This window comes from Bradyrhizobium sp. WYCCWR 12699 (genome assembly GCF_032144035.1).
Lineage (GTDB): Bacteria > Pseudomonadota > Alphaproteobacteria > Rhizobiales > Xanthobacteraceae > Bradyrhizobium.
The window spans coordinates 991,549-1,004,237 of sequence record NZ_JAVTJN010000039.1 but is presented as its reverse complement, the minus strand read 5'-3'; the positions used below and the strand labels follow the sequence as shown (position 1 = coordinate 1,004,237).

Below are 12,689 nucleotides of genomic sequence, written 5' to 3'. Positions count from 1 at the left end.
GATCCTTGGCAAGCGAGAGGATACGAATGAGACTTCGGGCAGCCGTCGTCGGTGGCGGAATAGGCGGTCTTTCAGCGGCATGCGCGCTGTCTCGAAGGGGTGTCGAGGTCACGGTTTTCGAGCAGGCGGACGTGCTTGGCGAAATAGGTGCCGGCGTGTCGATCTTTCCGAACGCTTTGCGGCAACTCGAGCGAATGGGGATGGGGCCGGCTCTGGCCAAAGTCGGCGCCAGGATCGGCGAGGCATCACAATATTGCCGCTCCGACGGCACCAAGGTTGGCACTGTCATCACGACCGACTCGAGCGGCTGGAACGGGTTGTATGGCATGCACAGGGCTGATCTGCTGAACGTGCTCGCGGCGAATCTTCCAGGTGAGTTCGTGCGCACCGGCCATCGCTGCGTCGGATTCGAGCAGAGCGCGGCGGCGAGATTGACATTCGCGAACGGGGAAACCGCCGAGGCCGACGTCGTGATCGCCGCCGACGGCATACATTCTGCCTTGCAGAAATATGTGGTCGAGCCGAAGCCGCCCGAATATTCCGGTGTGCGCTCCTATCGCGGCTTGATTGCCAGCGACAAGCTTCCCGGATGGCGAGAGGCAGCCCACCAGGTCTGGATGGGAGAGGGCAAGCACTTCATCGTATTTCCTGTGCGCGCCGGCCGGCTGCTGAATTATGTCGGCTTTGTCCCCAGCAAGGACGCCAAGGCCGAGTCTTGGTCCGCAGTCGGAGACCGTGACGAGCTCGCATCGGCCTTCGTCGGATGGGATGCGCCCGTCGTGGGACTGCTCGAAGCCATCGAGAGCTGCTTTTGGTGGGGTTTGTATGACCGCAAACCGCTGCAATCGTGGACCAATGGGCGGCTTGCGCTGCTGGGCGATGCAGCTCACGCCATGCTTCCGCATCTGGGGCAGGGCGCCAACCAGGCGATCGAAGACGGCGTTGCATTGGCGGTCCTTCTCGAAGGGCGGAAACCGGCCGACGTGTCGGCGATCCTGCCGCAATACGAAAAGATGCGCCGCGTTCGCACCGACGTCATTCAGGCGGAGGCACGGAAAAATGGCCTGCGTTACGATTCCAAATATGAGGACCTCGGACAACGCGATCGCGAAGTCGCGGACTTCGCCGCGTTCCGCAGGTGGCTATTTGATTATGATGTCGAAGAAGCCGCCATTGTCCAGCGCGCACAGGTTCTGGAGTAACCCAGGTGGGTGCTCCGGCCCGATCGAGCTCCGTGGTGACGATGCGCCGCGTGCGCCGTGCCTTTTGCCCCAATTCCTCGCGTCGCCCGACGGGCAAAACACGCCAGATGCAGGTCAAGAGGCGGTGCCGCAAAATATTCTGATTGACCGAAATTATTGTTTCGGCTAAACCGCATTCCATCCCGGCCCGCCAAAGGGGCGTTTCGCGATCGTCACGATACGTGAGCCGGGAGGCGATGGACGCGGCAGCGCCGGCGCGTGAGGTGATGGCAGGGCGGGCAACCCTCGTGAGCCATCACGATCCGCGATACGACACGGCGCGGTCACAGCGTTTGTTTTCGGCGTCGGGGGCGAGCACGCGCGAGCTCTCGAATGTCCGGGGAGGGACGTCCGCGGACGGCAAAAGCGTGTGGTCCTGACGCCCGGGGTTCTGGCGTCAAGGCTTGCCGTGATGTGGCGGCCCGACCGGGCGCGTGCATCGATCAGCCGCAAGGCGACGGGGGCAATAGTGCATCGCTCCCCGGGGAGAGCGCGCCATAAGCCGTAACACCATTGCGCAGGGAAGGCCGGGAGCTCGGCATCACCTGTGGTCAACCCCGCGTGCGTTCTTGTCGCGTGCGGACCTTCGGGGTGCCAGCCGGCGCCCGGCCTTCCCTGCGCCCTTTCTCTTCGATGGGGCGAAACGGACAGCCAAGCTCGGGCGGAACGCGCCGCGAGATCGCGAAGGCGTGTTTACAGAGATAAACCAGGCAGCTCTCGTGCCAGTCGAAGCTCTCGTGCCCCGGACGCAGCGCAGCGCTCCTTCAGCGGCGCGCTGCAGAGCCGGGGCCCATCTCTCCACGTGGACCGTGTGGCTCCTGGGTCCCGGCTCCGCAGCAACGCCGCCAGCGCGTTTACGCGCGTCTTCGACGCACGAACGGCGTTGCTGCCTTTCCGGGAGACGAAGGCCACCGTGTGCACCGCTCCCAAGTTCATCTTGCGCTGCGGTAGAAAAATATCGCACACTCATTCGCGCCGGGGAGCCACAGGGAGCTCTGCAAGAGGAGCGAGCCATGTCCCTCCAGACCATTTCATCCGACGCCACTGAGCATCGCGCCAACCGGCCCGAGGACGCCCAGGCCACGGAAGCGGAGGCGCGGCTGCGGGACGACATCCGCCTGCTCGGGCGCATCCTCGGCGACACCGTGCGCGACCAGGAGGGCGCCGACGTGTTCGACCTGGTCGAGCGCATCCGGCAGACTTCGATCCGGTTCCATCGCGACGAGGACCGGCTCGCCCGCCGCGAGCTCGAGCAGATCCTCGATAGCATGTCGACCTCCGAGACGGTGCGGATCGTCCGCGCCTTCAGCTATTTCTCCCACCTCGCCAACATCGCCGAGGACCAGAACAACATCCGCCAGATGCGGGCTCGCGGCGCAGGCAAGAACTCAGGCGTGCTGGCGGAAACGCTGGCCCACGCCAAGGCGGCGGGCATCGACCCCGACGCGCTGCGCAGCTTCTTCAAGTCCGCGCTGGTCAGCCCGGTCTTGACCGCGCACCCCACCGAAGTGCGCCGCAAGAGCACCATGGACCGCGAGATGGAGGTCGCAGGCCTGCTCGACCGCCGCGAGCGCGTCGCGCTGACCGCGGAGGAGGCGGATGCCAGCGACGAGCAGCTCCGCCGCGAGGTGCTGACACTATGGCAGACCAATCTACTTCGCCGCACCAAGCTCACCGTGCTCGATGAGGTCGCCAACGGCCTGTCGTTCTATGATTATACCTTCCTGCGCGAGGTGCCGCGCCTCGTCAACGCGCTGGAGGACCGTCTGGAGGAGGGCGGCGAGCAGGCGGCCGGCGAGCTTGCCTCGTTCCTGCGCATGGGGAGCTGGATCGGCGGCGACCGCGACGGCAATCCCTTCGTCACCGCCGACGTGATGCGTGGCACGCTGCGGCTGCAGTCGAGCCGCGTGATGCAGTTCTATCTGAACGAGCTGCACGTGCTGGGCTCGGAATTGTCGATCGCGGCGCATCTCGCCGATGTCTCCGAGGAGCTGCGTAACCTCGCCGAGCGCTCGCCGGACACCTCGCCGCACCGGAGCGGCGAGCCTTATCGGCTGGCGGTCTCCGGCATCTATGCGCGCCTGACCGCGACGGCCGAAAAGCTCGAGGTCGAGATCACGCGCCGGCCGGTCGGCAAGGGGGCGCCTTATACCAGCGTCAAGGAGCTGCAGGCCGATCTCGACGTGCTGCACCGCTCGCTGATCTCCAACAATGCCCGCGTCATCGCGCGCGGCCGGCTGCGGCTGCTCCGCCGCGCGGTGGATTGCTTCGGCTTTCATCTGGCGCGGCTCGACATCCGCCAGAACTCGGCGGTGCACGAGCGCACCATCGCCGAGCTGATGGATGCCGCCAACCCCGGCATGTCCTATCTCGCGCTCGGCGAGGACGCACGCATCTCGCTGCTGACCAACGAGCTGCGCTCGACGCGCGCGCTGGTGTCGCCCTTCGTCAAGTACAGCGACGAGACCATGGGCGAGCTCAACGTCTTCCATGCCGCCGCGGAGGCGCATGCCAAGTTCGGCTCGGACGCCATTCCCCAATGCATCATCTCGATGTGCAAGGGTATGTCCGACATGCTCGAGGTCGCGGTGCTGCTCAAGGAGGTCGGCCTCGTCCATCCTTCCGGCCGCAGCGCCATCAACATCGTGCCGCTGTTCGAGACCATCGAGGATCTGCAGGCCTCCTCCGGCATCATGGATCGCATGCTGTCGCTGCACGATTACCGGCGCCTCGTCGACAGCCGCGGCAGCGTGCAGGAGGTCATGCTTGGCTATTCCGACAGCAACAAGGATGGCGGGTTCGTCACCTCGGGCTGGGAGCTCTACAAGGCCGAGATCAATCTCGTCGAGGTGTTCGAGCGCCATCACGTGCGCTTGCGCCTGTTCCACGGCCGCGGCGGCTCTGTGGGGCGCGGCGGCGGGCCGAGCTATGACGCCATCATCGCGCAGCCAGGCGGCGCGGTGAACGGCCAGATCCGCATCACCGAGCAGGGCGAGATCATCTCGTCGAAATATTCCAACGCCGAGGTCGGCCGCAACAATCTGGAGATTCTGGCGGCCGCGACGCTCGAGGCGAGTCTCTTGCATCCGCGCCAGAGCGCGCCGCGCCGCGAATATCTGACCGCGATGGACGAATTGTCGAACCTCGCCTTCAAAGCCTATCGCGGCCTCGTCTACGAGACCGAGGGCTTCGTCGATTATTTCTGGTCATCGACCGTGATCAACGAGATCGCGACGCTGAACATCGGCAGCCGCCCGGCCTCGCGCAAGAAGACCCGCGCCATCGAGGACCTGCGCGCCATCCCCTGGGTGTTCTCCTGGGCGCAATGCCGCCTGATGCTGCCGGGCTGGTACGGCTTTGGCAGCGCGGTCGAGCAGTGGATCGCGGAGCATCCCGACAAGGGCATGCCGTTCCTCAAGGAGCTCTACAGGGAATGGCCGTTCTTCCGCATGCTGCTGTCGAACATGGACATGGTGCTCGCGAAAAGCTCGATCGCGATCGCCTCGCGTTATGCCGAACTCGTGCCCGACGAAGCCTTGCGTGAAAAAATCTTCGGCCGCATCCGCCGCGAATGGCACGCCTCGATCGAGAGCCTGCTCGACATCATGGCGCAGGACCGGTTGCTGCAGGGCAATCCGTTGCTGGAGCGCTCCGTGCGCCACCGCTTCCCCTATCTCGATCCGCTCAACCACGTGCAGGTCGAGCTCCTGAGAGAGCATCGCGCGCAGAACCCGGACGAGCAGGTGCTGCGCGGGATTCAGCTGACGATCAACGGGATCTCGGCGGGGTTGCGGAATACGGGATAGGAGCGAGTGGCGAATAGCGAATAGCGAATGGCGAGTAGCGAAAAGGAGACATGGTCCCTAACGACTCGCCACTCGCCACTCGCGCTACCTCACGGCTTCATCGCGCCCTGCACGCTGGTGTAGACCGCATAGAGCGAGGTCGAGCCGCAAATATAGAGCCTGTTGCGCTGCTGGCCGCCGAAGCAGAGGTTGGCCACGGTCTCCGGAATGTGGATCTTGCCGAGCAATTCGCCCGATGCCGTATAGCACCGCACGCCGTCCTCGTTCGGATCGCCCCAGCCGACCGAGCACCAGACCCGCCCTTCGGTGTCGCAGCGGACGCCGTCGGTGATGCCAGGCTTCGGCATCTCGGCGAAGACCTTGCTGTTCGAGACCTTGCCCGCGGCGACGTCGAGGTCGAACACGCGGATATGCGAGGGATTGTCCGGCCCGTCCGTGAAGCCGGTGTCGCAGATGTAGAGCTTCTTCTCGTCCGGCGAGATGGCGAGCCCGTTCGGCTCGACGAAATCGTCGACGACGACCTTGACCTCGCCGGATTTGGGATCGACCCGGTAGACATTCTTCTTCTCCTGCTCGGGCTCGGCCTTGATCCCCTCGTAGAACCCGCCGATGCCGTAGGCGGGATCGGTGAACCAGATCGCGCCGTCGGCCGTGACGACCGCATCGTTCGGCGAGTTCAGCCGCTTGCCGTTGAACTTGTCGGCGATCACGGTGATCGAGCCGTCGAGTTCGGTCCGCGTCACGCGCCGGCCGCTGTGCTCGCAGGTGATGAGGCGTCCTTCGCGATCGATGGTGTTGCCGTTCGAGTTCATCGAGGGCTGACGATAGACGCTGAGGTGACCGTCATCCTCCGAGAAGCGCATGATGCGGTTGTTCGGGATGTCGCTGAACAGCACATAACGGCCTGCCGCGAAATAGACCGGGCCCTCGGCCCAGCGGAAGCCGGTCGCGACGCGCTCGACCGCCATGGTGCCTGCGAAGGCGGGAAAACCGGAGGGGCCGAATGTCGGCGGCCCTTTCTTGGCGGATTCCAGGTGGGCATCCGGGTAGCGGCTGCCGGGCAACGGTCCGAGCGGCAATGGCGCCGTCGACATCGTCGGAGCGCCGGTCTGGCCCAGGGGCGCCACGGAAGCAGCGCCGGCCGCGCTGATGGTCATGCCCGTTGCCGCGACTGCGGCGGCGCCCTTCAGCAGGGTGCGGCGGGCGAGAACGGGTTCGCCGGAATCGGTGATGATTGGCTGGGGTATCGTCATGGTCGACTCCCGATTTTTTTGTTGGGAGGAGACCATCCGCCCGCATTCGGGCGTAAAGCGGGCGATCTCCGGCCGAACAACCGGAGATCGCAATGCAGCAATAGAAGGGGATCCGGCTAGACGGGATCCCAGGTGAAGATGTCGGCGGAGCGGTCGAGCTTGTAGAACGAGCCCTTCAGCGCCGGCATGCCGTGTTCCGCGATCGACTGCGGTGTCCAGCCCTCGCTCCGCTGCACCGAGCGAATGGGGCGGTTCTGGCTGAACAGGAAGATCTCGTTCATGCGCACGCCGAAAATCTGCCCCGTGACGTCCTTGGCGGAATCGCCGAGCAGATAGCCGCACAGCGGGGCGATCTTTTCGGGCCCCATCTGCTTGATCTTTTCGACCCGCGCCTTCTCCGCTTCAGTCTCCGTCGGGATGGTGCCGATCATGCGCGTCCAGGCGAACGGCGAGACGCAGTTGGAGCGGACGTTGAAGCGGCCCATGTCGAGCGCGATGGACTTGGAGAGGCCGACGATGCCGAGCTTGGCGGCGGCGTAGTTGGCTTGTCCGAAATTGCCGATCAGGCCCGAGGTCGAGGTGAAGTGCACGAACGAGCCGCTCTCCTGCTCGCGGAAGATGCGCGCCGCGGCGTGAGAGACGTAGAACGAGCCCATCAAATGCACCTTGATGACGGCTTCGAACGCCTCGACGCTCATCTTGTGGAAGATCATGTCGCGCAAAATGCCGGCATTGTTGACGACGCCGTCGAGCCGGCCGAAATGATCGGTCGCGGTCTTCACGATCTTGCTGGCGGGAATGGCTTCCGCGACGCTCTCGAAATTGGCGACCGCCGTGCCGCCGCGCTTCTTGATCTCCTCGACCACTTCCTCGGCCGGTGCCGCGTTCGAGCCCGCGCCGTCGGAGGCGCCACCGGGATCGTTGACGACAACCTTGGCGCCTTCGCCCGCGCACAGGAGCGCAATCTCGCGCCCGATGCCGCGGCCTGCGCCGGTGACGATGATGACCTTGTCCTGCAGTGATTTGCTCATGTGGATTACCTCTCGTTCGTAAACACGATCGTGCCCGACGCGGCGAACATGCCGCCGACGCCATGACACACCGAAATTGTCGCGTTCGGCACCTGCGCCGGCGCGATGCCGCGCATCTGTCGCACGCTCTCCTGCAGCGCGTACATGCCGTACATGCCCGAATGCATATAGCTCAATCCGCCGCCATTGGTGTTGAGCGGCAGTTTCCCGCCGGGCCGCGTATTGCCGTCCGCGATGAATTTTCCGGTCTCCTCATGGGGCATGAAGCCGAGATCGCCGAGGCCGAACAGCGGCAGATGCGCAAACGCATCGTAGATCATGAGATGATCGACATCTGCGTGCGTAATGCCAGCTTCCTTGAAAGCGAGGGGACCTGCGGTCTTGAACGCCCGCGAGGAGTTGAACGTCTCCATCTGGCTGACCATCGGCGTCTCGACGCTCTCGCCGGTGCCCATGATGTAGACCGGCTTGCGCGGAAAGTCCTTGGCGCGGTCGGCCGAGGTCAGGATCAGCGCGCCGCCGCCATCGGTGACGAGGCAGCACTGCAGCAGGCGGAACGGATAAGCGATCATGCGCGAGTTGAGAACGTCGGCGACGGTGATCGGGTCCTTCATCATCGCGCGCGGATTCTTCGCCGCCCATTCGCGCTGCACCACCGCGACCGAAGCCAGCTGCTCGTGGGTGATGCCGTAGGTCTTCATGAAGCGCAGCACGGGGATCGGGAACATGCTGGGCGGACCGTAGACGCCGTAGGGCGCCTCGAACTGGCCTTGCAGGCTATCGGCGGGGATCGAGCGCGGCGCCTTGCCGATCATTGACTTGCCGCTCTCGGCATGGGTGATCAGCACGGTCTTGCACAGCCCGGCCTCGATTGCTGCCGCGGCGTGACGAACGTGCAGCATGAACGAGCAGCCGCCGACCGAGGTGCCGTCCACCCAGGTCGGCTTGATGCCGAGATAATGGCAGACCTGCTGCGGCGTCTCGACCGCGGTGGCGAAGCCGTCGATGTCGGACAGCTTCAGCCCGGCATCCGCGATGGCATTCAGCGCCGCATCCGCGTGAAGCTGGAGCTGCGACATATTCGGGATAACACCGAGCTCGGTGGTCTCGGCCGCGCCGACGACGGCAACCTGGTTCTTGCGCATGGCTTACCCCTTCGCCGGACGGAAGACGGGAAGGGTGATCTTGTCGTCGAGCGCCTCGAAGGCGACTTCGAGCTTCATGTCGAGCTCGAGCGCCTCCGGCGTCTGCGGGCAGTCGATGATGTTGCTCATCATCCGCGGCCCCTCGGCAAGCTCGACCACGGCGATCGCGTAGGGCGGCGTGAAGCCGGGCGCGGCGGGCCGGTGGTTGATCACGTAGCTGTAGAGGAAGCCCTTGCCGCTCGCCTTGAAGATGCTGACCTTGCGCGAGGCGCAGGACGGGCAGAACGGGCGCGGCGGGAAGTAGACATGCGCGCAGGCGTCGCAGCGCTGCAGGCGCAATTCGCCGGCTTTGGTGCCGTCCCAGAAATGCTGGGTCTCCGGCGTCGGTTTCGGTCGCGCGCGCTGCGGTTCGGCCATCTCGGCGGCTCCTCCAAGAGACAGGCTTGGCGCCCGCCTGCTTCGATCTTGATGCGACAATCGGCTATCGTGCGTCAACGGTCCAGCAATACGCATGCATGCCATCATGCGCACAATGCTTGTGTCGAACTCAGCCAGCGCTATAGATTGCGCGCGACAATATTCCGTGAGACAGACATGCCCGATTTTCCGACACTGGCAAAAATCGCCGAAGACCTCGAAAGCGGCCGCACCACCTCCCGACAGCTGGTCGAGGCGTGCATCGCCAGGATCGCCGATCCCTCAGGCGAGGGCCGGCGCACCTTCCTCCATGTCGACAAGGACGCTGCGCTTGCCGCGGCGGATGCGATGGACGGCTTGCGCAAGGTGAAGGCGGCGCCGTCGCGCTATGCCGGCATTCCGGTCTCGATCAAGGATCTCTTCGACATCAAGGGCCAGGTGACGCGCGCCGGCTCTCGCGCGCTCGACGATTCGCCGCCGGCCGAGCAGGATGCTGCGACGGTGGCGCGGCTGCGCAAGGCCGGCTTCGTCGTGATCGGCCGCACCAACATGACCGAGTTCGCCTATTCCGGCATCGGTATCAATCCGCATTACGGCACGCCGAAGGGCGCCTGGAACCGGGCTGTCGGCCATGTGCCGGGCGGCTCGTCCTCGGGCGCAGCGGTGTCCGTGCTCGACGGCATGGCACATGGCGCCCTCGGCACCGACACCGGTGGCTCCTGCCGGATTCCCGCGGCCTATAACGGCATCGTCGGCTACAAGCCGACGCAGCGGCGCGTGCCGCTCGACGGCTCGGTGCCGCTGTCGTTCTCGCTCGACAGCATCGGGCCCTTGGCACGATCGGTCAGCTGCTGTGCCATTCTCGATGCCGTGCTCGCGAGCGAGCCGATCACTGCGCTCAAGCCGCGCCCGGTGAAGGGCATGCGGCTCGCGGTGCCGACCACGATCGCGCTCGACGACCTCGACGCAGAGGTCTCCGAGACCTTCGAGCGCGCGCTGAAGGCGCTGGCCGATCACGGCGCCATCCTCGAGCGCATCGAGATGGCCGAATTCCACGACATCGGACCGATGAACGCCAAGGGCGGCTTTGCCGCGTCCGAGAGCTATGCCTGGCATCGCTATCTCCTCACGTCGAAGGGCGACGTCTACGATCCCCGCGTCTCCGTTCGCATCATGCGCGGCGAGGCGCAGAGCGCGGCCGACTACATTGATCTGCTCAACGAGCGCCGCTCGCTGATCGCCCGCGTCAATGCACGCATCGCGCCCTATGACGCCTTGGTGCTGCCGACCACCGCCAACACGCCGCCGAAGATTTCGGATTTGGCCGACGACAAGGCGTTCACCGCGCAGAATTTGCGCGCGCTGCGCAACTGCACCCTGATCAACATGATTGACGGCTGCGCCATTTCGCTCCCTGCGCATCGCCAGGGCGACGTTCCCGTCGGCCTGATGCTTGCAGGCGCGGGTGGCTCGGACCGTCGTATCTTCGAACTTGCTGCCGGCATGGAGGCCGTCATTCGTGTTTGACCTCACTTTCACCGTCGACGCCCAGGATACCACCACGCCGCTGACGCTGGCGATCGACCAGATGGTCATCGCCGGCTGGACCGGTCGCGATCCCGTCGCGCGCGACAAGCACATCAAAGAGCTGCAAGAGATGGGCATCGCCCCGCCGGCCTCGACGCCGATCTACTACCGCGCCTCGGCGCGGCGGCTGACCCAGGACAACAGCATCGAATGCACGGGCGGCGATTCCTCCGGCGAGGTCGAGTTCGTGCTGATCGGCTGGCAGGGCCGCATCTTCGTCGGCTGCGGCTCCGACCACACCGACCGCAAGGTGGAGGCCTACAACGTCACGGTGTCCAAGCAGATGTGCGACAAGCCGATCGCCTCCACGCTGTGGGAGCTCGAGGACGTCATCGGCCATTGGGACAAGATGATCCTGCGCTCCTGGGCCACCATCAAGGGCGAACGCGTGCTCTACCAGGAGGGCACCCTGGACGCGATGCTGCCGGTCAAGGATCTGATCGCGCGCGGCTTCGACGGCAAGAAGTTCCCCGACGGCTGCGCCATGTTCGGCGGCACCTTCGCCGCCAAAGGCGGCATTCGCCCGGCCGAGCGGTTCGATTTCGAGCTCGAGGACCCCGTGCTGAAGCGCACGATCAGGCACGGCTACGACGTCGTGACGCTGCCGGTGCGGGGCTAGGTTCCCTACGGGAATCGGGTGGTCGTAGCCGTTGCGTTCTGCCAAACACTCTTCGTCATTCCGGGGCGCGCCTCTTGGCGCGAACCCGGAATCCATCGTGGAGCAAATCGGTGGAGGAATGGATTCCGGGCTCGCGACTGCGTCGCGCCCCCGAATGACGGAGAGACAGGATCATCGCCATGGCAATCGCGAAACGTATTACCGATGTCGATGCTGCGCCCGATCTTGCATCGCACGTCGATGCCCTCGACTGGCCGCAGATCACCGCCGAACTCGACTTCCAGGGCTGTGCCGTCCTGAAGAACCTGCTGACGCCGGACCAGTGCCGCGCCGTCGCCACGCTCTATCCGGATGACACGCATTTCCGCAGCCGCATCGTCATGGGCCGCCACGGCTTTGGCCGCGGCGAATACAAGTATTTCTCCTATCCGCTGCCCGACCTGATCGCGCAATTGCGGCCGGCGCTGTACGCGCATCTGGAACCCGTTGCCAATCGCTGGAACGAAGCGATGGGGATCGACATCCGCTATCCCGCCGTGCACGCCGCTTTCCTCAAGCGTTGCCACGAGGCGGGGCAAGCGCGGCCGACGCCGCTGCTGCTGCAATATGAGGCCGGCGACTTCAACTGCCTGCACCAGGACCTCTACGGCGAGCACGTGTTCCCGCTGCAGGTCGCGATCCTGCTGTCCGAGCCGGGCCGCGATTTCACCGGCGGCGAGTTCGTGCTGACCGAGCAGCGCCCGCGCATGCAATCGCGCGCAGAGGTGGTGCCGCTCGCGCAGGGCGACGCGGTCGCCTTCGCTGTGCATCACCGCCCGGTGCAGGGGACACGCGGCGCCTATCGCGTTAATCTGCGCCATGGCGTCAGCCGGATCAGGTCCGGTCAGCGCCACACGCTGGGTGTGATCTTTCACGACGCGAAATGAGCGGAGCCATTGACGGCTGATTTGTTCGACAGCGTTGCCGAGGCGCAGCCGTCGCGCGAGGAGATCGCGGACGGCGCCGTACTGTTGCGCGGCTTCGTCACGCCGATCGAGAGCGAGCTGATCGACGCCGTGCGCGCCATCGTGGCGCAATCGCCGTTCCGCCGCATGACCACGCCCGGCGGCCATCTGATGTCGGTGGCGATGACCAATTGCGGCGAGCGCGGCTGGATCACCGATCACACCGGCTATCGCTACGATCCCATCGATCCCAGAACCGGCGCGCCCTGGCCGGCGATGCCGCCGGTGCTGCGCGATCTCGCTCGCCGCGCGGCGGAGCAGGGCGGTTTTACGGGCTTCGCGCCCGATGCCTGCCTCGTCAACCGCTACGAGCCCGGCACGCGGCTGTCGCTGCATCAGGACAAGGACGAGCTGGATTATGCGGCGCCAATCGTCTCGGTCTCGCTCGGGCTGCCCGCGACCTTCCTGTTCGGCGGCCTCGCCCGCGCCGACAGGCCGCGCCGTTTCCGGCTGGTCCACGGCGATGTCGTGGTCTGGGGCGGCCCGTCCAGGCTCGCCTATCACGGCGTCGCGCCGCTCGCCGACGGCGAGCATGCGTTGCTCGGGCGGAAGCGGATCAATTTGACCTTCCGCAGAACGCGCTGAC

10 protein-coding genes are annotated in these 12,689 nt (G+C 65.4%); 6 read left to right on the top strand and 4 right to left on the bottom strand.

All coding sequences use genetic code 11. From position 1 onward, the window contains the following. The first annotated feature begins 26 nt into the window (after positions 1-26). Positions 27-1,202, top strand: a complete 1,176-nt coding sequence (locus tag RPS27_RS35385; RefSeq protein WP_313755094.1) for an FAD-dependent monooxygenase — start codon at positions 27-29, stop codon at positions 1,200-1,202. Positions 1,203-2,254: 1,052 nt separating this feature from the next. Continuing rightward, positions 2,255-5,047 carry a phosphoenolpyruvate carboxylase gene (gene ppc / locus RPS27_RS35380; RefSeq protein ID WP_212065273.1) on the top strand — a complete coding sequence of 931 codons (2,793 nt, stop codon included), beginning with the start codon at positions 2,255-2,257 and terminating at the stop codon, positions 5,045-5,047. Positions 5,048-5,136: 89 nt separating this feature from the next. Here the strand turns inward: ppc and RPS27_RS35375 are convergent, their stop codons facing one another. From RPS27_RS35375 to RPS27_RS35360, 4 genes are all read right to left on the bottom strand, one after another. Then, positions 5,137-6,300, bottom strand: a complete 1,164-nt coding sequence (locus RPS27_RS35375) for an SMP-30/gluconolactonase/LRE family protein (protein WP_212065272.1) — start codon at positions 6,298-6,300, stop codon at positions 5,137-5,139. A gap of 116 nt (positions 6,301-6,416) precedes the next feature. Further along, positions 6,417-7,331 carry an SDR family NAD(P)-dependent oxidoreductase gene (locus RPS27_RS35370; RefSeq protein WP_194407049.1) on the bottom strand — a complete coding sequence of 305 codons (915 nt, stop codon included), beginning with the start codon at positions 7,329-7,331 and terminating at the stop codon, positions 6,417-6,419. Positions 7,332-7,336: 5 nt separating this feature from the next. After that, positions 7,337-8,476 (bottom strand): thiolase C-terminal domain-containing protein, encoded by a 1,140-nt coding sequence (locus tag RPS27_RS35365; protein ID WP_211417732.1) that lies wholly within the window; start codon positions 8,474-8,476, stop codon positions 7,337-7,339. Positions 8,477-8,479: 3 nt separating this feature from the next. Beyond that, positions 8,480-8,893, bottom strand: a complete 414-nt coding sequence (locus RPS27_RS35360) for a Zn-ribbon domain-containing OB-fold protein (protein WP_027568974.1) — start codon at positions 8,891-8,893, stop codon at positions 8,480-8,482. 177 nt (positions 8,894-9,070) lie between these two features. Between RPS27_RS35360 and RPS27_RS35355 the strand changes: the two genes are divergently transcribed. From RPS27_RS35355 to alkB, 4 genes are all read left to right on the top strand, one after another. Further along, complete coding sequence (locus RPS27_RS35355) at positions 9,071-10,420, top strand: amidase (protein ID WP_212065271.1); 1,350 nt, start codon at positions 9,071-9,073, stop codon at positions 10,418-10,420. Further along, positions 10,413-11,099: a DUF2848 domain-containing protein gene (locus tag RPS27_RS35350; protein ID WP_212065270.1), complete on the top strand. Its 687-nt coding sequence runs from the start codon at positions 10,413-10,415 to the stop codon at positions 11,097-11,099. The genes RPS27_RS35355 and RPS27_RS35350 overlap by 8 nt, the downstream gene beginning before the upstream one ends. Positions 11,100-11,278: 179 nt before the next feature. Beyond that, complete coding sequence (locus tag RPS27_RS35345; RefSeq protein ID WP_212065269.1) at positions 11,279-12,025, top strand: 2OG-Fe(II) oxygenase; 747 nt, start codon at positions 11,279-11,281, stop codon at positions 12,023-12,025. 9 nt (positions 12,026-12,034) lie between these two features. After that, on the top strand, positions 12,035-12,688 hold the full coding sequence (alkB, locus tag RPS27_RS35340; RefSeq protein ID WP_212065268.1) for a DNA oxidative demethylase AlkB: 654 nt from the start codon (positions 12,035-12,037) through the stop codon (positions 12,686-12,688). The last annotated feature ends 1 nt before the right edge of the window (position 12,689 follow it).